General features: G+C 64.4%; 14 protein-coding genes. 4 read left to right on the plus strand and 10 right to left on the minus strand.

The window, feature by feature from the left end; all coding sequences use genetic code 11:
• The first annotated feature begins 248 nt into the window (after nucleotides 1-248).
• Nucleotides 249-3,788, plus strand: coding sequence for a DNA polymerase III subunit alpha (locus IPM18_10775; GenBank protein ID MBK9120066.1), 3,540 nt, complete (start codon nucleotides 249-251; stop codon nucleotides 3,786-3,788).
• A 16-nt stretch (nucleotides 3,789-3,804) separates the two neighbouring features.
• Here the strand turns inward: IPM18_10775 and selB are convergent, their stop codons facing one another.
• From selB to IPM18_10820, 9 genes are all read right to left on the minus strand, one after another.
• A complete protein-coding gene (selB, locus tag IPM18_10780) occupies nucleotides 3,805-5,733 on the minus strand; it encodes a selenocysteine-specific translation elongation factor (GenBank protein MBK9120067.1) in 1,929 nt (642 codons plus the stop codon).
• A 69-nt stretch (nucleotides 5,734-5,802) separates the two neighbouring features.
• Nucleotides 5,803-7,065, minus strand: coding sequence for a metallophosphoesterase (locus tag IPM18_10785; protein MBK9120068.1), 1,263 nt, complete (start codon nucleotides 7,063-7,065; stop codon nucleotides 5,803-5,805).
• A 54-nt stretch (nucleotides 7,066-7,119) separates the two neighbouring features.
• Nucleotides 7,120-8,145 carry an extracellular solute-binding protein gene (locus IPM18_10790; GenBank protein ID MBK9120069.1) on the minus strand — a complete coding sequence of 342 codons (1,026 nt, stop codon included), beginning with the start codon at nucleotides 8,143-8,145 and terminating at the stop codon, nucleotides 7,120-7,122.
• A gap of 12 nt (nucleotides 8,146-8,157) precedes the next feature.
• Complete coding sequence (locus IPM18_10795) at nucleotides 8,158-9,777, minus strand: ABC transporter permease subunit (GenBank protein ID MBK9120070.1); 1,620 nt, start codon at nucleotides 9,775-9,777, stop codon at nucleotides 8,158-8,160.
• Between the two features lie 176 nt (nucleotides 9,778-9,953).
• Nucleotides 9,954-13,037: a lamin tail domain-containing protein gene (locus tag IPM18_10800; protein ID MBK9120071.1), complete on the minus strand. Its 3,084-nt coding sequence runs from the start codon at nucleotides 13,035-13,037 to the stop codon at nucleotides 9,954-9,956.
• 305 nt (nucleotides 13,038-13,342) lie between these two features.
• Nucleotides 13,343-14,074 (minus strand): tRNA pseudouridine(55) synthase TruB, encoded by a 732-nt coding sequence (gene truB / locus IPM18_10805; protein ID MBK9120072.1) that lies wholly within the window; start codon nucleotides 14,072-14,074, stop codon nucleotides 13,343-13,345.
• Between the two features lie 40 nt (nucleotides 14,075-14,114).
• On the minus strand, nucleotides 14,115-14,705 hold the full coding sequence (locus tag IPM18_10810) for a DUF192 domain-containing protein (protein ID MBK9120073.1): 591 nt from the start codon (nucleotides 14,703-14,705) through the stop codon (nucleotides 14,115-14,117).
• Nucleotides 14,706-14,797: 92 nt separating this feature from the next.
• On the minus strand, nucleotides 14,798-15,634 hold the full coding sequence (locus tag IPM18_10815; GenBank protein MBK9120074.1) for a sulfite exporter TauE/SafE family protein: 837 nt from the start codon (nucleotides 15,632-15,634) through the stop codon (nucleotides 14,798-14,800).
• Nucleotides 15,634-16,677, minus strand: a complete 1,044-nt coding sequence (locus tag IPM18_10820) for a hypothetical protein (protein ID MBK9120075.1) — start codon at nucleotides 16,675-16,677, stop codon at nucleotides 15,634-15,636. The genes IPM18_10815 and IPM18_10820 overlap by 1 nt, the downstream gene beginning before the upstream one ends.
• A 165-nt stretch (nucleotides 16,678-16,842) precedes the next feature.
• On the opposite strand from IPM18_10820, the gene IPM18_10825 reads away from it, so the two are divergent.
• The 3 genes from IPM18_10825 (at nucleotide 16,843) to trpE (ending at nucleotide 20,740) form a co-directional block, all read left to right on the plus strand.
• Nucleotides 16,843-17,484: a tyrosine-protein phosphatase gene (locus IPM18_10825; protein ID MBK9120076.1), complete on the plus strand. Its 642-nt coding sequence runs from the start codon at nucleotides 16,843-16,845 to the stop codon at nucleotides 17,482-17,484.
• Nucleotides 17,485-17,642: 158 nt separating this feature from the next.
• On the plus strand, nucleotides 17,643-19,031 hold the full coding sequence (locus tag IPM18_10830) for a hypothetical protein (protein ID MBK9120077.1): 1,389 nt from the start codon (nucleotides 17,643-17,645) through the stop codon (nucleotides 19,029-19,031).
• A 134-nt stretch (nucleotides 19,032-19,165) separates the two neighbouring features.
• A complete protein-coding gene (gene trpE / locus IPM18_10835; protein ID MBK9120078.1) occupies nucleotides 19,166-20,740 on the plus strand; it encodes an anthranilate synthase component I in 1,575 nt (524 codons plus the stop codon).
• A gap of 49 nt (nucleotides 20,741-20,789) precedes the next feature.
• Here trpE and IPM18_10840 read toward each other — a convergent pair whose 3' ends face one another.
• The gene (locus tag IPM18_10840; GenBank protein ID MBK9120079.1) at nucleotides 20,790-21,227 is read right to left on the minus strand and encodes a hypothetical protein; all 438 of its coding nucleotides are present in this window, start codon (nucleotides 21,225-21,227) and stop codon (nucleotides 20,790-20,792) included.
• Between the last annotated feature and the right edge of the window lie 57 nt (nucleotides 21,228-21,284).

Here is a 21,284-nt window from a genome sequence, read left to right on the forward strand (position 1 = left end):
GTTGGTCAACAGCAGTCGGGGAGCAACGGCTTGCCGTGCGTGTGGGTATGGCAAAGGAAATTACAGCCGCGTACTACACGTAGTAGTCCTCAGGCGGTCGGGGCCCCGTATAATGCCGCCATAAGCGGGAGAGTTCATGCGGAGTCGATCAATGAACGGTTGGCTTGGGTGTTGCAGCGGGCGGTGACGTTGCTGATTGGGGCGCATCAACGAGCGATGGCGCCTCGGAGCGGATGGAGGGTGTAGCGATGAGCACCTGCACCGGAGAAAGTGTGGCTACGACAGCCGCGAGTTCGTTCGTTCACTTGCACGTCCACAGCGAGTACTCACTGCTGGATGGGGCCTGCCGGGTGAGCGAATTGGTGAAGCGGTGCAAGGCACTGGGCATGCCGGCCATCGCGTTGACCGACCACGGCAACCTTTTCGGCGCCATCGACTTCTATACAGCCGCGGTAGCTGCCGGGGTGAAGCCGATCATCGGCTGCGAGGTGTACATGGCGGTCGGCGACCGCCGCGATCGTGAGCTGAAGGTTCACGGCGAGTCGAGCCATCACCTGCTGCTGCTGGCGCAGAATTTGACGGGCTACCGCAACCTGCTAAAGCTCGCGAGTGCGGGCTATCTCGAGGGGTTCTACCGCAAGCCGCGCATCGACAAGGAGATCCTGCGAGCCCACGCCGAAGGGTTGATCTGCACGAGCACGTGCCTGGGCGGCGAAATTCCCCAGGCCTTCTGCCGGGAGAACGCGGCCGAAGCGAAGGCCATCGCTGAAGAGTACCTGCGGATCTTCGGGCCGGAGCGTTTTTTCATCGAATTGCAGGATCACGGGATAGCCGAGCAACGCGTCATCAACCCGGAGCTGGCGGGCCTGGCGCGCCGGATCGGTGTGCGCACCATTGCGACAAACGATGTGCACTACCTGACCCACGACGACGTGGAGGCGCACGACGTCCTGTGCTGCATCGCAACGCGCGCCCTGGTCAAGGACGAAAACCGCTTCAAGTTCGAGGGTGATCAGTTCTTCCTCAAATCGCCGGAGCAGATGGCCGCTGCCCTGCCAGACTTTCCGGAGGCGCTGGCGAACACGCGCGTGGTTGCCGACATGTGTGACGTGACCTTCGATTTCACGCAGCGGTTCGCCCCGCGCTATGAACCCCCGGCAGGCAAATCGGACGACGTGTACCTGCGCGAACTGGTCTACGCCGGCGCTGCGGAGAAGTACGCCGAAATCACCGCGGAACTGCGGGAGCGTATCGACTACGAACTGGACGTCATCAGTGGCAAGGGCTTCAGCAGCTACTTCCTGATCGTTTGGGATTTCGTCAACTACGCCCGCGAGAACAACATCCTCGCGCTGGCACGCGGCAGCGGCTGCAGCACGGTGGTGGGTTATTGCCTGGGGTTCAGTACGGCCGAGCCGCTGCACTACGGGCTATATTTCGAGCGCTTCATGGACCCGGAGCGCGACGAGATGCCCGACATCGACATCGACATCTGCATGCATCGGCGGCAGGACGTGATCGAGTACGTCCGGCAGAAGTACGGGCACGTGGCGCAGATCATCACGTTCGGACGGCTCAAGGCCCGGGCGGCGGTGCGCGACATCTGCCGTGTGCTGGACGTTCCGCTGAGCGAAGCGGACCGCGTGGCCAAGCTCGTGCCGGAAGAGCTGAAGATGACGATCGCGAAGGCCCTGGAGCGCGAACCGGAGCTGCAGCGCCTGTACCGCGAAGATCCGACCATCCGCAAAGTGCTCGACATCGGCCGGCGCCTGGAGGGACTGGCACGGCACGCGTCGGTGCACGCGGCCGGTGTGGTCATCGCGGATGTGCCGCTCGACACGCTCGTGCCGTTGCATAAGCAGAGCGAAGGCAAGGAAGTGACGACACAGTTCGAGGGGCCCACGGTCGAGAAAATCGGCCTGTTGAAGATGGATTTCCTGGGACTGCGCACCCTATCGCAGATTCAACTGGCCTGCGAGCTTGTGGAACGCAACCACGGTGTGCGCCTCGACCTCGACCAGCTCGACCTCACCGATCCGCGCGTCTACGAGATGCTTGCCCGGGGTGAGACCAAAGGCGTGTTTCAGTTCGAATCCGGCGGCATGCGTGATGTCCTGCAGAAAATGAAACCCAACCGGATCGAGGATCTGATCGCCGCGAACGCGCTCTTCCGGCCCGGCCCGATGGAGTACATCGACGAGTATGTGGCTCGCAAGCACGGTCGCAAGAATTGGAGCACACCGCACCCGATCATGACCGATGTCCTGGCCGAGACCTACGGCATCATGGTGTACCAGGAGCAGGTTTCACGGCTGGTCAACCGCTTGGGGGATGTGCCGCTGCGACGCGCGTTCCGGCTGGCCAAGGCGATCTCGAAGAAGAAACAGTCGATGATCGAAGCGGAGCACGAGCCGTTCCTCGCCGGCTGCGAAAAGAACGGTGTCTCGCGCAAGATCGGTGAGCAGATCTTCCAGGACATCCTCAAGTTCGGTGGTTACGCCTTCAACAAGGCCCACTCCACCGGGTATGCGCTGGTGGCCTTCAAGACGGCTTATCTGAAAACGTACTTCCCGGCCGAGTTCATGGCCGCGGTGATGACGTACGAAGCCGGGGATACCGACAAGATCGCCCAATACATCGAAGAGTGTCGGCGCATCCGCCACCCCGACGGCACCGTGGGCATCGCGATCAAGCCCCCGTGCGTGCAAAGCAGCGACGAGCAGTTCACGGTCGTGTATGACGAGCCGGTGGGTGGAAGCGCCCGGAGGGGAGCGATTCGCTTCGGACTGGCGGCCATCAGCGGCATCGGTGAGAAGGCCGTGCGCGCGATCCGAGCGGCGCGCGATGCGGGTGGACCGTTTCGCGACCTGTTCGATTTCTGCGAGCGGGTGGATCTGGTGGCCGTGAACCGGGGGGTAATCGAGGCGCTGATCAAGGCGGGGGCGTTTGATCAGACCGGCGCGATGCGCAAGGCGCTGATGAACGTGGTTGAGCAGGCGATCGAGCTGGGGCAGGCCGCCCAGCGCGACCGCCGCTCCGGGCAAATGTCGATTTTTGGCGAACTGGACACGGTGGTGACGCCTCCGGCCCCCCACGTCGGCCGCGAAGAGTGGAGTGACACCGAGATGCTTGCATACGAAAAGGCAACGCTCGGTTTTTTCATCACGCGGCATCCACTGGCGCAGTACGAAACCGTCGTGCGGCGCTTCAGCACACACGATACCAGTGATCTCATGCGGCTGTCGGATGGTCAGCAGGTTGTGCTCGGCGGTTTGGTCACCAAGATGCGCAGCGTTCCGATCAAGTACGGCCGCCAGGTCGGGCGCAAGCTCGTGCTGGTGACGCTGGAGGACTTTGCCGGCTCGGTCGAGGTGATCGTGTTCCCGGCTCAGCAGGAGCAGGCCGTTCCGTTGTTGAAGCCCGACGCGGTGGTGTTCGTCGATGGCGAAGTGGACCGGAAGCGCGAGGAACCCAGCGTGCGGGTGACGCGCATCGTGCCGCTGTCAGACGTAGTCAACCTGTATTGCCGCGAGCTGATCGTACGGATTCGCAGTGCCGGCGCCAGTGGCGAAACGATGACCCGGCTGCGCGACCAGTGCCAGCGGTACCGCGGGGCCTGCCCGGTATACCTCGAACTTGCCACGCCCGAGGGCTACCTCGTCACGGTGCAGTCACAGCAGTCCGGTCGTGTCCAGGCCACCATGGACTTCGCATCGGCGGTAGGGCAGTTGCCGGGGGTCGAAGGCGTGTACTGGGTCGGTCCGCGCGGCCTGGCGCGGTGCGGGTGAGCTGTACCGCGCAGGTTCACTGCTTTTCGGCCAGCACGCGCTCATCACCACGGCGGCGCGTAACGCCGGCGGCATCCAGCCGCTCCACGAGTGGCACGACGTACTTTCGCGACGAACCCAGCAGTGTACGAATCTCCGCGACGGTCAGCGCACCCCTGGAATGCAGAGCGGCCGAAACCTGTGCGACAACCCGCTGCCACGCTTCGACATGCAGCCAGAGTCCGTCGGCCAGGCGCACGAGTTGTCCCCGGGCTTCGGCCAGGCGGAGCAACTCGCGGAGGCGTCGCTCGTTCTTCGGGGTACGGGCGACCAGGTGGCCCCAGTCGGGCGGTTGTGCGCCCCCGGCCGCGATTTCGTGCAGGGCCTGCTCCAGCAAGGCGGCATCCGCGGCTGGCAACGCCTCGCGCTGTCGTATTGGAACGATAAACTCCCCCGCGCGCACGACGAAACCACGGCGCAGCAACTCCTCTGCGAGCGCGGGTCGATACCGTGCGGGGCAGGCGCGCGGCATCCACATCGGCCACTGGTTGCACAGGATGCCGGGTGAACGGGGATTGGCCTGGTTGTACTGTGCGAGGCGCGCCGCAAGCTCCTCCCCCGTCTGCCGGATGAGTTGGGTGTGGATGAGCAGTGGTACTTCACCGCCGGGGAGGGCCTGCAACGTGCCGACCGCCAACAACGCCGCCGCGACGGCGCTCGCCGCATTGCCGTCCGGCAGGCCGGCCGCCGTGGCGAGCAGTGTGGCCGGTGGAGTACGCCAGCCGAAGGCCTGCACGGCCGCTACGAGGCGAGCGGCGGGTGTGCCGGTACGAAGCGTCTCCAGCAACGTCGGTTCGGTAGGGTGCCGTGAATTCCAGCGCTGCGCGTTCGGAAGCACGAAAACACCACCTCCGAGGGTGTACGTGGCGCTTTCGTCGCGGAGGATGAAGCGTTGCCCCCACGCGGCAACAATGGGCTCTGCGGGGCGCAGTTGGGCATAGCCGCGGTACCGCGTGTGCGGCTGAATCGGTGTCGCCAGGAGCAGTTCCGCCAGCACTTCGCCGGTACCGCAATGGGCGCGTACCCGGAACTGCCCGCGGGTGGCCTTGCCCAATGGCCGAAAGCGTGGCAACCAAACGTCGGCGCATACGGTCGGCACGAGTGCCCCGGGCGTCGCCAGTTCGCACCCGCGCGGGACATCCGCGACCGCGATTCCCGCTAGATTCACCCCCAGGCGCATGCGCCCGTGGGCCGCCGCGCGCGTGTCGCGATGGACCTGGAGGTCGCGGACACGCACGGTTTGGCCGGCCGGCCAGAGTTCGAGCAGGGTGTCACGGGTGAGTGCGCCATGACTTACGGAGCCGGTCGCAACGGTGCCGCGCCCCGCAATCGTGAAGGAGCGATCGATGGGCAGGCGGAACCACCGGTAGGGGGCTTCCGTCGTGCGCGGCCGAGCGGCAAGTGCGACGAGCAAATCGCGCAACTCGGCGATGCCACGGCCGTTCTCGGCCGAGGTCCAGACAGCGCCCGCGACCGTGAGCCCGATCTCGCTGAGCAGGTCGCGGACCTCCCCTTCAACTTGCGCGGCCCACTCGTCATCGACGAGGTCCAGCTTGGTCAGCACGAGCACGCAGCTATCGACGCCGAGCAGTGCCAGCACTTCAGCGTGCTCACGGGTCTGCGGCATCACGGAGTCATCGGCGGCCACCACCAGCAAAGCCACGTCGATGCCCGTGGCTCCCGCGACCATGGTGCGGATAAAACGTTCGTGGCCGGGGACATCGACGAAGGAAAGATCAACGTCAGCATGCGAAGTGTGTGCGAAGCCCAATTCGATCGTCATGCCGCGGGCTTTCTCCTCAGGCAGGCGATCGGGGTCGGTGCCTGTGAGAGCCCAGACGAGGCGACTCTTGCCGTGGTCAATGTGACCGGCGGTTCCGATGACGAGGGTGCGGGCAGGTCCCATGCCCGCATTGTAGGGCGGACATTGGTGGGCATGCCGATAGCGCCTGGGCAGAACCGTGGTCAGCGACCGTCATGGTGCGACGGGCAGGCGGACTGGCAGCGTGTGAACACCCTGCTTGACGACAGTTTGCTGAAGCATGCCGACGGAAGTGGTCGTTCCCGTATCAGCAGTCGCGTACCACTCGTAAGCCCGGCCCGGCTCCAGCCCCGTCCATATGACCGCACCTTCCTGTCCGGGACGCAGTACGATCTGGCCGAGCTCAGCGAACGGTGTTTCGTCGCCACCCATGTCGTAGGGCAGGGCAAAACGATGTTCCGAGACCACCAGCCAGGCGTCGCGCGTGGGTGAATAGGTTGTGACGAAAATGGTGTTCCGCGCCGGTGAGAAATGCAGCAGCCGCAGCCAGCCGTCGCCCCCGTTGGGACGACACTGGTAATCCGAGAGTACGGCGTGGACGATGCGACCGTCATGGTTCAGCGTGCGCCGGTTGGCTTCGCACATGTGCCCGCCCAGCATCAGGAACAGGTTCTCATGTTCGCGCAGACGCGTATACAGGGCACGGCCCTGCGGCGAGAAATCGCCGCCGAAGACGGGGGGATCGAGCAGGTGATGCGTGCAGACGATGGCCCGGCGGTCGGGGTGCGCGGCGAGCACGGCATCGGCCCAGTCCACCACGTCCAAATTCACGGTTGGGTCGTACTCCAGGAACAGCGCGATGAAATCGAGCCCGCCGCTGCTGAAGAGAATGAAGTGGTTATCGTTGTCGTCACCGAAGTGGCCGCCGTACCACGACTGAGTGGCGAAACGTTCGACGCCGAACCAGGTATTGAACGCGGCCGTCCCAGCGGGGTGGCCGTGGGGAGACTGATCGTGATTGCCGACGCACAACCCAAACGGCAGGTCGGGTACGCTCTCCAGCACGCGGACGGCTTCATCGGCAAACCCCATCTGCAACGGCGTCGGGCGATTCACGATGTCGCCGAGGTGCAGTACGGCGGCGATGTTCAGAGCATCACGCTGTGCCGCGATATAGCCGGCCTGTGTGCGGAAGATGTGCGTGAAATTCTGGGAGTAGTATTGCGTATCAGGTAGTGCCACGAGGTGAAAATCCGGGCCGGCAGCGGTAGCCGGTCGGCCAAAGAAGCGCACCTTCACAGGTCCGGTGGTGCGCTCCAGCGCGAGGCGCAGTTCCAAGGCGACTTCGGACTCACCGGTGAGGCGTGCGGACTTGGTGAGCTGCGGCAATAGCCCTTCACCGCCGCAGCCACCCAGCCAGGCACACACACCGACGATCCACACGGTGCTGAGACAACGCCGGAAGTTCCAATGCATACCCGCTCCTTGACGCCGGCGGACCGGATCCACCGAAGGCGCTTACGCCGTTATTTATGGGGCGAGAAATTCCTTTTCGATGTACCGCGCGGCCTGTTCGAAAGCGGCGGCGGCGGCGGTGAAGTCCACTTCCATCTGTTTCAGAGTCACACCAGCAAGAATACGTGAAGTGACGCTGGCCTGTTTGTGCAATGGAATCTGCGCGGATGGACTACGGGCAAGTTGCTCTTCGACCGCGGCGGTCAGCAGGAAATCGGCCAATTTTTCAGCATTGGACGGGTTCGGGCTATCCTTGAGCAGTGCCAGCGTATTCGGCAGGAGCAGGGTACCCATTTGGTCGGGGCCACTGTCGGGGAAAACGACGACAACCGGCCGCCCCGCTTCGATCTCGATGATCGCATCGTCGGTATCGGTCATGCAGAAAGCGACTGCACCGCGTCCGACGGCTTCGGCCGCGGTCTTGTTTCCGGCCAGTACCTGCACATCATTCGCCTTCAGACTCGCGAGATAGGCCTCGGCCTCTGTGGCGCCCAGCTTCACATACAGGCAGGCAATGTGCGAGGCGGTCATCCCGAAGAGCGGGCGGGCGATGGCCGCCTGCCCCTTCCAACGGGGATCGGCGAAGTCGTAGATGGACGTGGGGCGGGCATCCGCGGGCACAAGGTCTGTATTCACGAGGATGACGCGTGCGCGCGTGGCGAAGCCGTACCACTGCTGGTCCGGGTCGCGGAAGGCCGCGGGAAACTGGGCCGCCTCGGCGGGCTGAAAGGGCCTCAGCAACCCTTCATTCTTGAGCCGCAGCGTGTTCAGGATCTCGTTGTTCCAGAAGACGTCGCACCGCGTGCGGCCGGTCCGGCCCTCCTCGCGGATGCGGTTGGTAAGCCCGACGGTCTTGGTCGACTCGGCATCGTACACGGCCTCGACGCGGATGCCGGTTTGTTGCTCGAAAGCCCGCAGGATGGGCTCGGAGAACTGCCGGTCGAGCGCCGTGTACACGACGACGACTTCCTGTGGCGGACGTTCGCAGCCAACGGTGATGATCAGCATAAGGAAGCTTGAAAGCAGGGAGAATAATCGCATACGCAACCCCTCTCAGTACCGTTGGCCCTGCGACGGCCGGCCCGCGACCCGCTCGACGCTGCCCAGATACGATAGCAGCAGGGCGGCCGGGAGCAAGGCGCAGAGCCCCGCCAGAATCGCGAGCACGGCGAGGTCGCGATAGACGCCGTAGTGAATGTTGTTGGCGGCGTAGACGTACACCGTTTCCCACGCCGGCGGTGCCAGTAACACGGTCGCCGCATCACCGGCAAACGCGAGCACGAACACGACCACTCCGACGAGTAGCAAGTCGCGCCGCAGCAACGGTAGCAGGATGTGAGCATACAGGCCGGTGCGCATGCACCCATCCACTCGGGCAGCCCAGATCAATTCCTGCGGAATCCGGCGGATTGCCGGCAGTAGCAGCACGATGCCGACGGGCAATAGCCGGATCACAGCGGCAAGCACGAGGATCACTGGACTGTCGTGCAGGTCGCCGCGCCAGTCGGGGTGGTTGAACAGGTGGATGAGGCCGATGCCCAGTACCGGGGTCGGTGTCGCGAGCAGCACAACCACCAGCCCCACCAAGATGGCACCGGCCCAGCGGCGCCAGCGGATGGTGGCGGCATAGCCCACGGCGGCCACGGCCACGAACACCCCCGCGGCAGCCGCGACGCCCACCGATCGCAGCAACGGGGGGAGTAACGCCGCCGCGGCGTGGCGCACCGCGTTCGGGTCGTCAAAGTATTTCAGCAGCGCCGGCCCCAACACGGCAACGGGGGTGAGCAACAGCGCGAGACAGGCCAGCGCCAGCGGCCAGCGCCACGGTCCGAGCCGTAGGCGGTCGGGCGACTCGGCGAATCCCGCGAGGGCGTGGGTGCCCAACTCACGCAGCAGTGGACGCGCTACCAGCAGCAGCACGGCGAGGATGAGCACCATGGGAAGCGCAGTCAGCACCGCGCCGATGCGGCGCGCCTGGGCATACTGCGTGAAGACTTCTTCGGCGAACGTACGGATTTGCAGCGTATTGGCGAGCATGAACTCGGTGGCGGTGAGCAGCAGTACTAGCAGCCCCACCGCAAACACCCCGGGTCTGGCTTGCGGCAGGGTAATTCGCCAGAGCACCTGGGCGCGGCGGGCATCCAGGAGGGCCTGTTCTTCCACGGCGCGCTCCGCCGCGGCGAAGATTCCTCCGAGCAGCAGGGTTGCGAGAGGTGTGAACAGCAGGCCGTTGAGCAGCCCGCACGCCAGCAAGGAGCCGCGCCATTCGAAGATCGGGACGCGCGCAAAGAGGAAGACAAGCGTCACATAGGGCGGGATGCAGAAAGCCACGACGGAAGCCGCGATCAGCACACGTCGCAGCGGCAGGTCCGTGCGGAACGCGAGTAATCCCAGTGCGGTGCCGAGCGTGAGGGCGGTCGCCACCGCGAGGCCCCCGACCCGCAGCGTGTTCACCAGCAGGTGCTGCCACCGCCCCAGTGCGACCAGCTCGTGGGCATGGGGCACATGGCCGGTCACAAGAGCAACGACGGCCTCCGTGAAGACGTAGAACGGCACGCTTGCCACGAGCACAAAGAGCGCAACGTGAACGCATACCACGGTGGCGTCCGACCATGCGGTCCGGCGCCAGGCCTCGCGAATGAACTGTCGGCCCGCGGCCCGCTGCGGCTGCATCGCGATAGGAGAGTACCATCCGCGGCCATGCACCGGTACTCGGGGTGGGGTGCGAATTCCTGGGCAGGCCCGCGGGGCTGGCGAAGCACGCGGGGCGGAGCGCTGCAGTCAGCACTCCGCCCCGCGAAGGATCTGGCGGTCACAGGGGTGACCAACCGGCTACTGTCCCAGGGCCACTATGGGCACGTACTCACGCACGGTGCCGGTGGGGCCTTCAGAAGCGCGATGAAGGGCGAGATGTCGGCGAAGTTGACGACGCCGTCACCGTTCGCATCGCTGTTGAGGTACGGTCCGAAACCGCCGGCAAGGTTGCACGTCCAGTTGGCTGCGCTACCGGCCTTGATCGCCGCGATGAAGGGCGAAATGTCCGCGAAGTTGACGAGCGTGTCACCGTTGGCGTCACCCGGGCACGTCGTGGGTTCGACGATCTCGGCCCCGTGGGCGACATCCAGGCCGAGGAAGCTCGCGGTCGGGCCATTGTAGTAATCCACGGAGCTGTCGTCCGTCAGTGCGGCAATGTCACTCGCATTGATCACGCTGTTACCGTCGACGTCGAGTACCAGCGTGTCGATGTCGCCGCCGAACTGGCTCAGGTAAAGCAGCCCGTCGGGGCCGAGCGCGATTTCGCGCGCGGTGTCGAGACTGTTCGCGAGAGAAAGCTGGCGCAGCAGCGTCCAGTTACTGGGATCGAAGACCATCAACGTGTTGTAGCGGACGCCGCCGGTGAAGGTGGAATGCACGCCAAACACGAAGGGGGCGATGCTCGGATTGTAAGCCAGCGACATGACCTGGCTGCCAGCCGTCACGGGCACCAGCACATCGACGCGCTCAACCTGGTTGAACGTGCCATTGACGGTATCGAAGTCCACCGTGCTCAGAGTGACGAGGCCCGGGATGAACTGCGTGGTCAAGGTCAGGATCGTGCTGTCATTCAACCAGGCGGTGCCCTGTGTGAGCCCGGCGTTTGCAAAGGTTGCGCTGTGGGTCCAGGCGTTCGTGATCGCGGCACCGCTGCCGGTTCCTGGCGTTCCTGCGTGGTAGGCCAGCACGTGGACGGCCGTCGTATCGTAACCCCAGGTCGCGATGTACTGGTTGTTCGGGCTGACGCTCAGACCGGCGATGCGGGTCAATGCGCCTTCCATACCGTCCCAGTTGTAAAGCACCTGGCTGGCGTTGCTACCGTTGGTGGCATAGCTGTAAAGCTGGCCACCACCGGCCGTCGTGCCGAAATTCAGCGCCAACAGGTTGCCCTGGCCGTTCTGCCGAATGCCGTCGGTGCTGTCGAACGCGACCGACTGCACGAAGCGCTGGCTCGGCCAGCGGGCGATGCGGGCACCGTCGCGGATGTGCTCGAGCGTGGTCAGCGCGTTGCTGAAGTTCAGTCCGAGCGCGATGTCCCCGCGCGTCACCGGCAGCGGGCAGACCTGATCGAGGCAGGAGGTGCCACCACCGAGATAGTCGCCGGCACAGTCGGCTGGCGTGGTGACGGTGCAGGCGCCGGCCACGCAGCAAGCGCCAACGCACGGGTTATTCGCGCAACTGGTCCCCTCGCCGACGAAGATTCCGCCGGCCGTCGCACAGGTCGTATCGTTGTAGCCAATTTCACACGTGGCGCCGAAGCAGCAGGCGCCCGTCGGCGGGCCGCAATCGTCTTCGGTGTCGATATCCGCAAGCGAGCGCAGCAGCAACTGGTAGCCGCCGACACCGGAGGCACTGAACTGGCTGACAATACCGGTCACCGTCACGGCCTCCGTGGGAATCGCCGTTCCGACGAGGTCCTGGTCCGGCCGGCTGATGCGTGCAATCGCTTCGCCGGTTGCGTCCGTGACCGGGTAGTTCACACCCGAAGCGAAGTTGCCCGCGGAAGTGAAGGTGACACACTCGATGGTTACGATTCGCGACTCGTAGCTCTCGGCCGTCGCGCTGCCATCCATCAATTCACCGGCCGTAATCACGATCGGGGCCGGAACGCCGACGAACCCATGGTCCACTACCACCTTCAGCGAACCGGCCAGCAGCCGGCCGTCCAGTTCGAACAGACCGTTGAACTCGTTGGTCAGGCCGACGATGTCGATGCGGTGTCCCACACCCGAAGCCGCGAGGAGTTCGGCGATGTTGCTGGTGTCGCCAAAGACGTTGGCCGCGCTCGTGTCGTCCTGGATCCACATGCTCGAGGAATTGACACTGGCGGTTTGATCAAAGTCGGAGGTGACGATCGCATTGCAGATCCGGACGGCCGAGCCGATCGGGAGAGCCCGTGCCTCGGCAATCGTCGTGCAGGCGGTAATGCAGGGATACGGATCGCAGCTCGTGCCGTTGCCCTGGTACACCCCACTGGCAGACAGGCAGTCGGCCTCGGTGCGAATCTCGCAGATGATGCCGCTGAGGCAGCAGGCGCCATCGGCGGCGCCGCAGGGATTGCCGTCACAGTTCGTGCCGGTGCCCTGGTAGAGGCCGCCCCCGAGCACGCAATCGAGTTCGGTCGCGATCGTGCAGTTCGTACCGTTGCAGCAGGCCCCGCCGAACAACGGCACACACGGCTCAAGGGTGCAGTTTGTACCATCACCGAGGTACGAACCACCGCTGCCCGTGCAATCCGCTTCTGTCGCGAGGGTGCAAGTGATGCCATTGCAGCAGGCCCCGGTCACCGGTGCGCCGCACAGATTCAAGGGCGACGCGGTGTTGCGCGGGTTCGGTGCCCCGGTCTCGAAGTCCGTGGCGTTGCTGTCCGTGTCCTGGCAGCCGTTCAGCAGCCGGAGCGCTGCCAGCGTGTTCGTGAGAGCCGGTGTGGCGCCTGCGCCCTCAAAGCAGTTTGCGGTTCCGAATCCGACGAAGTCGGCAATCGTGGCACTGGGCCACGGGCAAGTGCCGGTGAGCGCCACCGTTGTGGTCACAAGTGCAACCTTGCCGTTGGCGGCTGCCATCGCGATGGTGCCCACCGCATCGGGCGTCGGCAGGTCTACGGTTCCGCCCGTGCCCTGCGCCTGCTGCACCAGGTAGTACTGCCCGGGCTGAATCGTGCCGGCGAGCGGTGTGATCGCCCAGGTTGAGCCCGCCGAGGAAGCGTATTGCACCGACCAGCCATCGACCGAGACGGCCGACGCGCCGGCGTTGAACAACTCGACGAAGTCGTTCTTGTAGGTGGCTCCCGCGTTGCCCCCGCCCCCGTAGACCTGGCTGATGACGATGTTGGCCGACGCTGCACTGACGAGTGCTAGCGCCACCCATGTGGCTAGTCCGATGCGACAACACTGCTTCATCTTGGCTTTCCTCCTGCGTGCCTCACTTGGGGACACTGTGCGAAACGATTCACGCGTGCGAAGCCGCCTTCAGGGTGCGGCACGAATCACATGGCCCCCGCGCGATCCCCGGCTGCCCATTTGACCGCCACTCGCGGCCAAGTGGGGAGTGCGCTGGTGGCCGCGTTGCGGAACCGGCGCAAACTGGACAACAGGGATCGCTCCTTCTCCACCAACCGCCGGACAGTAGAACCGAGAATTGTGAAGATTGCGCAAGGCCCGGTGTGAAAATTGCGCAGGGTCTGATAAGAACGCTGGCGAACCGCTCACGGTTGCGTCGGTTTCGGCGGAATCGTATCGCGACCGGCAGCGATCCACTCTGCCGCCTTGTCCAGGGGTACCACGGCCTGCCCGACGGCGTGCGCTGCAGGTAAGTTCTCCAGAGTGTGGGCTTCGGCCGACGTGAATGGGCCGATCGCCGTGCGAGTCAGCGTCTCGAGGCAGCCGCCCGTACCGAGCGCGCTCCCCAAGTCACGAATCAACGCCCGTATGTAGGTACCACGCCCGCACGCGACGGTAAAGTCGACCCGTGGCCACTCATACTCGTGCAAGGTGATCCAGTGGATGAGGACGATCCGTGGCGGCAGTTCCGGTGCTATGCCGCGCCGCGCCAGGGCGTACGCCGGCCGGCCGCCGACCTTAAGCGCACTAATGACTGGAGGCACCTGCTCAATTAGTCCCACCAGGTTTGAAAGAGCGGCTGCAACGTCCGCGGTGGTGGGGGGGGAGCAGGGCACCGGTGTAAGTTCCCCCTCGGAGTCGAAGCTCAAACTCGTGACGTCGAGCCGCGCGGTTGCGTGATAGACCTTCGGCAGATCCATCACCCTTTCAACCAACTTGGTTCCCCTGCCGAGGCAGATGAGCAGCACGCCGTCCGCGTGCGGGTCGAGCGTGCCGGTGTGGCCGCTCTTGCGCTGGCCCAGAATCCGGCGTACACGATCGAGGGTGCGGGCACTCGTCAACCCAAGCGGCTTGAAGACGTTGACGACGCCATCCACCGGCGTGCTCCCAAGTCGGACGGACGGAATCGGGCCGCTCTCAGCGTGCCGCGCGTGCTTCCTGGGGGACTGTGAGCGTGTCACCCTCGCGGATGCCGAGGCGTTCGAAAGTGCCCTGCTTCACCTCCAGCGCAAAGAGGGCCGGCTCAACCGAGCTGAAGTTTTGCAGCGTGAGCGGGGGCATCTGCCAGATCTTCACGATGCGTCCGTTGGCGCGGGCAAAAGCGATATCGAGTGGGGCGATAGTGTTCCGCATCCAGAAACCCAGCACGCGCTCGTTCGAGAAGACGAAGAGCATCCCCTGGTCGTCCTCAATCTCCTCCGTCGGCACGTACATCAATCCTTCCTGGATGATGCCGGGTCGCTGGCGGTCGCCGTCACGGGCGAGCCAGGCCCGAAAGGTGTGCTCGCCGATCTGCACGCTGGTGGTGGGCAGGGAGTCGAGCGGATATACCCGGCGGTCATCGCTCACGCGGCGGGGGGCCGTGGGAGCGGCCGGTTCGTCGTCATCGGGCTGCTGTGTGCCGTTGTCGTTCTGAGGGGGTGTTGGGCCGACACATCCGGCCAGGAGGAGTAGCAGTACGCCGGCCAGGGCTGCGGCTGCCGACCGAGGGCGACGGGGAAGTTTCATTGGCACTCCAGGTGCGCCATAGAGAAGTATATAGGCAATAGTAGATTAAGCTTAGCCCGAATTAGGCGTTGCTGCCAAGACGTCCTGTGCGGCTACGGGAAGAACGCCAAGCGGATGCCGAAGACGCCGAGCGTGAGATGGAACAGGAAGCGCAGCCAGTCGACCGGCATTCGGTGCGTCAACCCGGCGCCCAACCATCCGCCAAGAATCGCACCGGGCGCGAGCACGGCTGCGATCCCCAGTCCCAGGCGGGGATCGATGCGCTCGGTTTCGGGCAGGCGTGTCATGGAGTAGGCCAGCAGGACTGAGGTCACGATGGAGATGAAGACGATCATCACGGACGAGGTCGCGATGGCGTTGCGGATGCGAATGCCGAGCAGTTGCCGCTGCGCCGGCACTGCCCAGACGCCACCACCCACGGCGAGCAGTCCCGCGATGAAGCCGGCCGGCAGGCCGATCGTCACACCGATACGCACCCAGCGTTTGGGCATGGGGCAACTTTTTTGCACATGCCGCTCGCTCGGGTGGGCGCGCCACTGCTGATATAGATTGGTCCCTGCGACCAGGAACAGAAAACCACCGAAGATTTGCCGGAGTGTGGCCGTGTGCGGGCCGACAAATTGCATGGAGAGTATGACACCCAGCACAATGCCGCCAAAGGCGAAGGGGATTATGCCGCGGAGCAAGCCGACGATCACAGCCCGTTCGCGCAGGTGCCGCAGAGCCGCGATGATCGAAAGGGCGACCGACGCGGTGATCGCTGCGAGGCGGTAGACGTGGAATGAGTTTACCCCGTAGCGCTCGCCCAGAAAGAGCACAAGGGCGGGGATCATGAGGATGCCGCCCCCCACACCCATCAGGCCCCCGATGATGCCGGCGGCCCAACCGAGCAGCAGTAGCTCGATGACGTCCCACAAGCCAAAGGGCATCAGTGCAGGTCCACCCCGAGCAGTTCACGACCGACGGCCTGAACACGTTCCGGCGTCCCAGCATAGCACCAGGTTCGGCTGACATCCCGCACCTGGAACAGGTTCGCGGTGCGGGCCGCGGGGGAGTGGTACTCCATTTCGCCAAAGCTCTCCGGCCCGTTGGCATCGTTGTAGAACTGCAATGCGATATCACGCCGCGTCGGCTGATGTGCCGGGTAGTCGGCGTGCGTGGCACCGGCGAAGCTGACCGCCTGCCGCACGATGAGCGTCGCCACACCGGCGCTTGTGATGCGGTAATATCCCATCGTGCCGCCCGTATCGACACTGCGTAGCCCCAGTTTCTGCTTTTCGGTGCCCGTGACAGGAAACTCGACGTGGCCCGGCATTACGGTGCAGTGGCGGGCAACGTTCGTCTGGAAGTAATCCACCAATTCCGGTGGGCGGCGGACGGGGATGAAGATCCGCCCGCCGGTCGGGACCTGCATGAGCTGCCAAAGGCCGTATTGGGCATCGTCCCGATCAGGAGTGACGATCCGCAGATCGGACGACAGGACATACCCAACATAACTGACACCTTCAGTGGCGACAGGCGGCGGCGCAAGACTGATCGTCCGCGCGGTCGTGAAACGGAACGGAGCGCCGTGCAGCAGGTTTGTTACTTCCCCCTCGGCGGCGAGGATGACCGCGCTGTCAGACTGGCGGGTACAGACATAGTTGCCGGGGTCGACCGCGGCGGGCACGAAGTAGTTCTCGTGCGATGGGGCCTGCGCATTGCGGAAATGCAGTTCCAGTTCCGGTGAGAGCCAGCAGCGGTCGCCGCCCAGGTTCCATTCACCGGCTGCCAGGAAGGCGCGGGCGGATTCGGAACTGCGCAGTGCAGCCGAGACCCAGAGGAGGTTTTCCTGCGTGTCGCGCAGGAAGATCCCCAGCACCCGCGCGCCACGGCAGGTGACCAGAAGACCACCGGAATCACCATCAAGCGGGATGGGATCGAGCCCGGCGGCGGCAGCCGTGCGGAGAAGTTCGCTGTTACGCGCGTGCATCACTGCCTCCTGTGTGCCAGTCGGCATCGTAGCGCGACGGGCGCCGCACTGCAAATCTGACGTGCGACGAAGCCAAGGCGCGCCTATCATGTGGACCACAGGTGGTCGGGCTGCACGCCAACCGCCGCTGCTCAGTCGATGACACGAACCGCCGGAGTATTCTGCTTGTCTGTGATTACCACGTCTGCGGCCCGTCGCCGCCACGCTACGCGTGTGGTTGTGCCCGTGGTGTTGATGTTGCTCGGGACGGCAAGTGCCGCAGTCTGGTGGCAGTCGCAGCGGCTCCCGAAGCGTTTCGACACCGTCATCACCGGACAACTCTACCGCAGTGGTGTGGTCACCCCCAGCCAACTCGAGCGGGTTCACCGCATGTATGGCGTGCGCCGTGTCATTTCGTTGCTCGACCCCAGCGCTCCGACCAGTGTGGCGGAGCACGCCGCGGCGGTGCGGCTCGGTCTGGAGTGGCACAACATCCCGATGCGCGGCAACGGCGCCAGCACCCCCGAGGCGCGCGATGAACTGCGCGCGTTGTTGCTGGTGGGGGAGGCCCCGCCGACGCTTGTGCACTGTGCGGCCGGTGTGAACCGCACCGGGCTTGCGGTCGGGATGTACCGGCTGCATGTCCAGGGGTGGACGCTTGACGAAGTCATGGCGGAACTCCGCAACACCGCGTTCGAGGACCTGCCCAAACATGAGAACCTGCGCCAGGCACTCGCATCCGAAGCGGCCTTGGCTGCGGCACAACGAGCAGATACCCCGGAGCACGTTTCCGGAGAGGCCGCTCCGGTGAATTCACCCGGCCGTTGATTCAGTGAATAAAGTCGCCAGAGAGGTTTTATCAGACGCATACAGGAGATTCCTTGGGGCGAAACCGGGCTACGTATTGAATAGCGGTCGGCGGGGGGGAAGAATGCAATGGATTCCGAGTGCACGGAGGAGCAGCGGCGCTGCCCGGAGGTCTTGGTATGCGAACGGTTTCTGACGCGGACCGGGGGATGCGGACGCGATACGGGTATCGCTGGCTGGTTGTTGCACTGCTGGCCGGCGGGCTGCCCGTGGGTGTGGCCTTCGCGGAGGAAGTCGTCGTCAAGAACGACTCCCTGGTAGATGGTGGGCAAGCGATAATCGTCGGGAATTTCGTGCCAAACGAGCGCGCCGGCGTGGTACTGACCTCGCCTTGCAACGGCAATATCGTGGCGGTGCAGGTGCTCTGGCTCTCCGACCCGTTTCAGCCCCTGCCGATTGCCAGTCTCGAAGAGGACATCACGATCAACCAGTTCGTATCGGGGACTTTCCCGACTCCCGGAGCGGAGTTGGCCCTGCTGGAAGCCCCCCTCCTTTCGCCCGGTTTTCTGAACGAATTCCGATACCTCGACGAAAACAACACGCAGCCCATCCTCGTACCGATCACGCGTGATGAACGTTTCTACGTGATTCTCCGCTATGCAAACCCGACGGATATCACCGGCAACCCGCCCACGGCCAGCGTGGTGCGCGACCTGGACGGGTGCCAGAGCGGGCGCAATGTGCTCTTCGCGATCCCCGGCGGCTGGATCAACTTCTGCTTCTTCCTCGGAGGAGATCTCGTCATCCGCGCCGTGGTGGACTGCGAGGGCTTTCCCGGGGCGTGTTGCTTACCGAACGGGCAGTGCATCCAGACCACCTCACCTCAATGTGCCCAGCAGAATGGGGTGTGGCAGGGCAACAACTCGATGTGCGCCCTCGTGCAGTGTCCCCAGCCGACCGGGGCCTGCTGCTTCCAGGCGACCAGCGGCTGTCTGACGTTGACTCAAACGAACTGCAATCTGGCTGGGGGGGTGTGGGCCGGTGCGGGAACGAACTGCCAGACGTACGCGTGCTTCCCCATCGGTGCCTGCTGTCTACCGGACGGTACGTGTGTTGATAACATCAGCCCCGCGGGGTGCGCGAATCTTGGGGGTGCCTTTGCGGGCAACGGTACGGTCTGTTCCCAGTTGTTCTGTCCCGATCCGGAGGGTGCGTGCTGCCTGTCGAACGGCAACTGCCTGTCGTTCATTGAGAGCGACTGCGCCATCGTGGGGGGCACCTGGGCCGGACCTCTGACGACCTGCCCGGATGCCTGTACCGTGCTGCCGCCCACCTATTGCCCGGGCGATATGAATTGTGACACGCTGGTGAATTTCGGAGATATCTCCCGCTTCATTGAGGCCATTAAGAACGGCGGCCCCGATGGTTGGACGTACGATCCTGGTGCTGGCCGCTGCGCGTACCTGAATGGCGACATGAACGGAGACGAGATGGTGAACTTCGCAGACATCTCCGGGTTCATCGCCGCGATCAAGGACAACCCCCCGGCGTGCGTGACCCAGCCGTAACAGCGGAGGCTGGCAGCTTGGCAAAATACCGGCGTGGAGACCACGCGGCCTGCTGAGATAGGTCGCGGCGGGTGGCGGAGCGTCGTGTATACGCCCCTCCCCGGGGGGGATGTGGATCGGTTACACTCGGGCCCATGAAAGATCTGTACCCGACGTACGAGCGTTTCGAGGCCCTCGCGACGCGCTACACCAGCATTCCACTGGTCGCGACAATCGCGGGAGATGACCTCACTCCCTTGAGCGCCTTTGGCCGCCTGCAGGCCGACTCCGCGCACGCTTTCCTGTTAGAGAGTGTGGTTGGCGGTGAAAACGTAGCGCGGTATTCGTTCCTGGCGGCGGACCCGGCCCGGTCGTTCGAGACGGTGCGCGAGCGGGTCCGCATTGTCGACCACCGGACGGGTGCGGTCCGGGAACACGAGACGAGTGACCCACTGGCCGTGCTCGAGGGACTGCTCCAGCGGTATCGCACCCCCGTGCTGCCGTCGCTGCCGCGGTTCTCAGGCGGGGCGGTCGGTTACGCGGCGTACGATACCGTCCGCTACTACGAGCACCTGCCAAACGCGCCGGAAGACGACCGCGGATTGCCCGATCTGCTATTCGACATTTACGAGACAATGGTCATCTTCGACCATGTGCACAAACTTGTCATGATCATCGCGCACGCGGACGTCCCCGCGGATGCGGATCCCGCGCAGCGCCGCGCGGCCTATGAGCGCGCCGCGGGAGAGATTGACGGACTCATCGTGCGACTGAGCCGGCCGATGGTCTCGCCGGCGGTGCGTATCTCGCTCCCGGTGCCGCTGTGCGAGCGCTGGACAAGCAACCTCTCACGCGAAGCATTCGAGCGGACCGTCGAGAAGTGCAAGGAATACATCCGGGCCGGCGATATCTTCCAGGTCGTCCCTTCGCAGCGGCTGCTGGTCGAGACGCACGCAGATCCGCTCAATATCTACCGCGCCCTGCGCGTGATCAATCCCTCGCCGTTCATGTTCTACGTCAAGACCCCGCAGGTCATCCTGGTGGGCGCCAGCCCGGAGATCATGTGCCGGGTTGAAGATGGCGTGGTTACCAACCGGCCACTGGCCGGTACACGGCAGCGTGGTGCCACCGAGGATGAAGATCGCCGCCTGCGCGAAGAGTTGATCAACGATCCGAAAGAACGGGCGGAACACGTCATGCTCGTGGATCTGGGCCGCAACGACGTCGGCCGGGTGGCTAAACCAGGCACGGTTCAGATCAGTGACGTGATGATGATCGAGTACTACAGCCACGTGATGCACATCTCGACCAATGTGACGGCCGAGCTGGAGGAAGGCAAAACCGCATTTGATGCGCTGCGTGCGGCGCTCCCGGTCGGAACGGTATCCGGCGCGCCGAAGGTCCGGGCGTTGCAGATCATCGACGAGTGCGAGCCGACGCGCCGTGGTCCGTACGCCGGCGCGGTGGGCTATTTTGATTTCGCCGGAAACATGGATACCTGCATTGCTCTCCGTACGCTCGTGGCGCAGCCGCAACCGGGTGGGGGCTACAAGACCTACGTGCAGGTTGGGGCCGGTATCGTCGCTGACTCCATCGCGGCGCGTGAGTGGGAGGAGACCATGAACAAAGCAGGCAGTCTGCTCAGCGCGATCCGGCTTGCCGAGGAGCGGTTCGAGCCGGCGCAGGTGGCCCGCACGGGTACGGAGGTGGAAGTCCGTAGTCAGAAGTAAGCCGTCACAGCGAACGGCCTTAGTCATCTGGATCTTGAACGGCTTCCGCTCAGGGTGCAACTGCCGAGAAGGTCGCATTGAGCGTGGTCGGGACTGCGGGGTGCGTAAAACTGTAGCGCAGGATCTGGCCGCAGGTGAAGTCGGTATCGCGCCGTACAACACCGGTGGTTGTGCTGCGGGGAAACGTACCGGGGATGATCAACAGCGCTTCGTCGATCAGCATGCTGCCCAGTGCGTTGCAGGCCCTTTCGATCTTGGCCGTATCACCGGCCGGGATCGTGACCGCCACGCGCGTACCGCTCGCGCGCAGCTCGTTCGCTGTTGCCGAAGTGCTGCTGCCATAGATCAGTACGGCCTCCACAGTGAAGTCACCGTTGTTCCGCAATTCGATCGTGGTGTTCGTCGCGGGAACCTCCGGACCGAACAGCGGACAGCCGGCCAGCAGGAAGATGAACACGAACCCGGTCCACGGAAACGCGCGTTTCATGAAGAACTCCTAACCCCGCGGATCGGCGGGGGCCCGAATAGCAGCATCATTCTATGC

It is taken from the genome of Phycisphaerales bacterium (assembly GCA_016716475.1).
Classification (GTDB): domain Bacteria; phylum Planctomycetota; class Phycisphaerae; order UBA1845; family Fen-1342; genus JADJWG01.

Coding starts and splice junctions, on each gene's coding strand:
- IPM18_10775 (MBK9120066.1), top strand. CDS start 249: ATGAGCACCTGCACCGGAGAAAGTGTGGCTACGACAGCCGCGAGTTCG.
- selB (MBK9120067.1), bottom strand. CDS start 5,733: ATGGGACCTGCCCGCACCCTCGTCATCGGAACCGCCGGTCACATTGAC.
- IPM18_10785 (MBK9120068.1), bottom strand. CDS start 7,065: ATGCATTGGAACTTCCGGCGTTGTCTCAGCACCGTGTGGATCGTCGGT.
- IPM18_10790 (MBK9120069.1), bottom strand. CDS start 8,145: ATGCGATTATTCTCCCTGCTTTCAAGCTTCCTTATGCTGATCATCACC.
- IPM18_10795 (MBK9120070.1), bottom strand. CDS start 9,777: ATGCAGCCGCAGCGGGCCGCGGGCCGACAGTTCATTCGCGAGGCCTGG.
- IPM18_10800 (MBK9120071.1), bottom strand. CDS start 13,037: ATGAAGCAGTGTTGTCGCATCGGACTAGCCACATGGGTGGCGCTAGCA.
- IPM18_10810 (MBK9120073.1), bottom strand. CDS start 14,705: ATGAAACTTCCCCGTCGCCCTCGGTCGGCAGCCGCAGCCCTGGCCGGC.
- IPM18_10815 (MBK9120074.1), bottom strand. CDS start 15,634: ATGCCCTTTGGCTTGTGGGACGTCATCGAGCTACTGCTGCTCGGTTGG.
- IPM18_10820 (MBK9120075.1), bottom strand. CDS start 16,677: ATGCACGCGCGTAACAGCGAACTTCTCCGCACGGCTGCCGCCGCCGGG.
- IPM18_10830 (MBK9120077.1), top strand. CDS start 17,643: ATGCGAACGGTTTCTGACGCGGACCGGGGGATGCGGACGCGATACGGG.
- trpE (MBK9120078.1), top strand. CDS start 19,166: ATGAAAGATCTGTACCCGACGTACGAGCGTTTCGAGGCCCTCGCGACG.
- IPM18_10840 (MBK9120079.1), bottom strand. CDS start 21,227: ATGAAACGCGCGTTTCCGTGGACCGGGTTCGTGTTCATCTTCCTGCTG.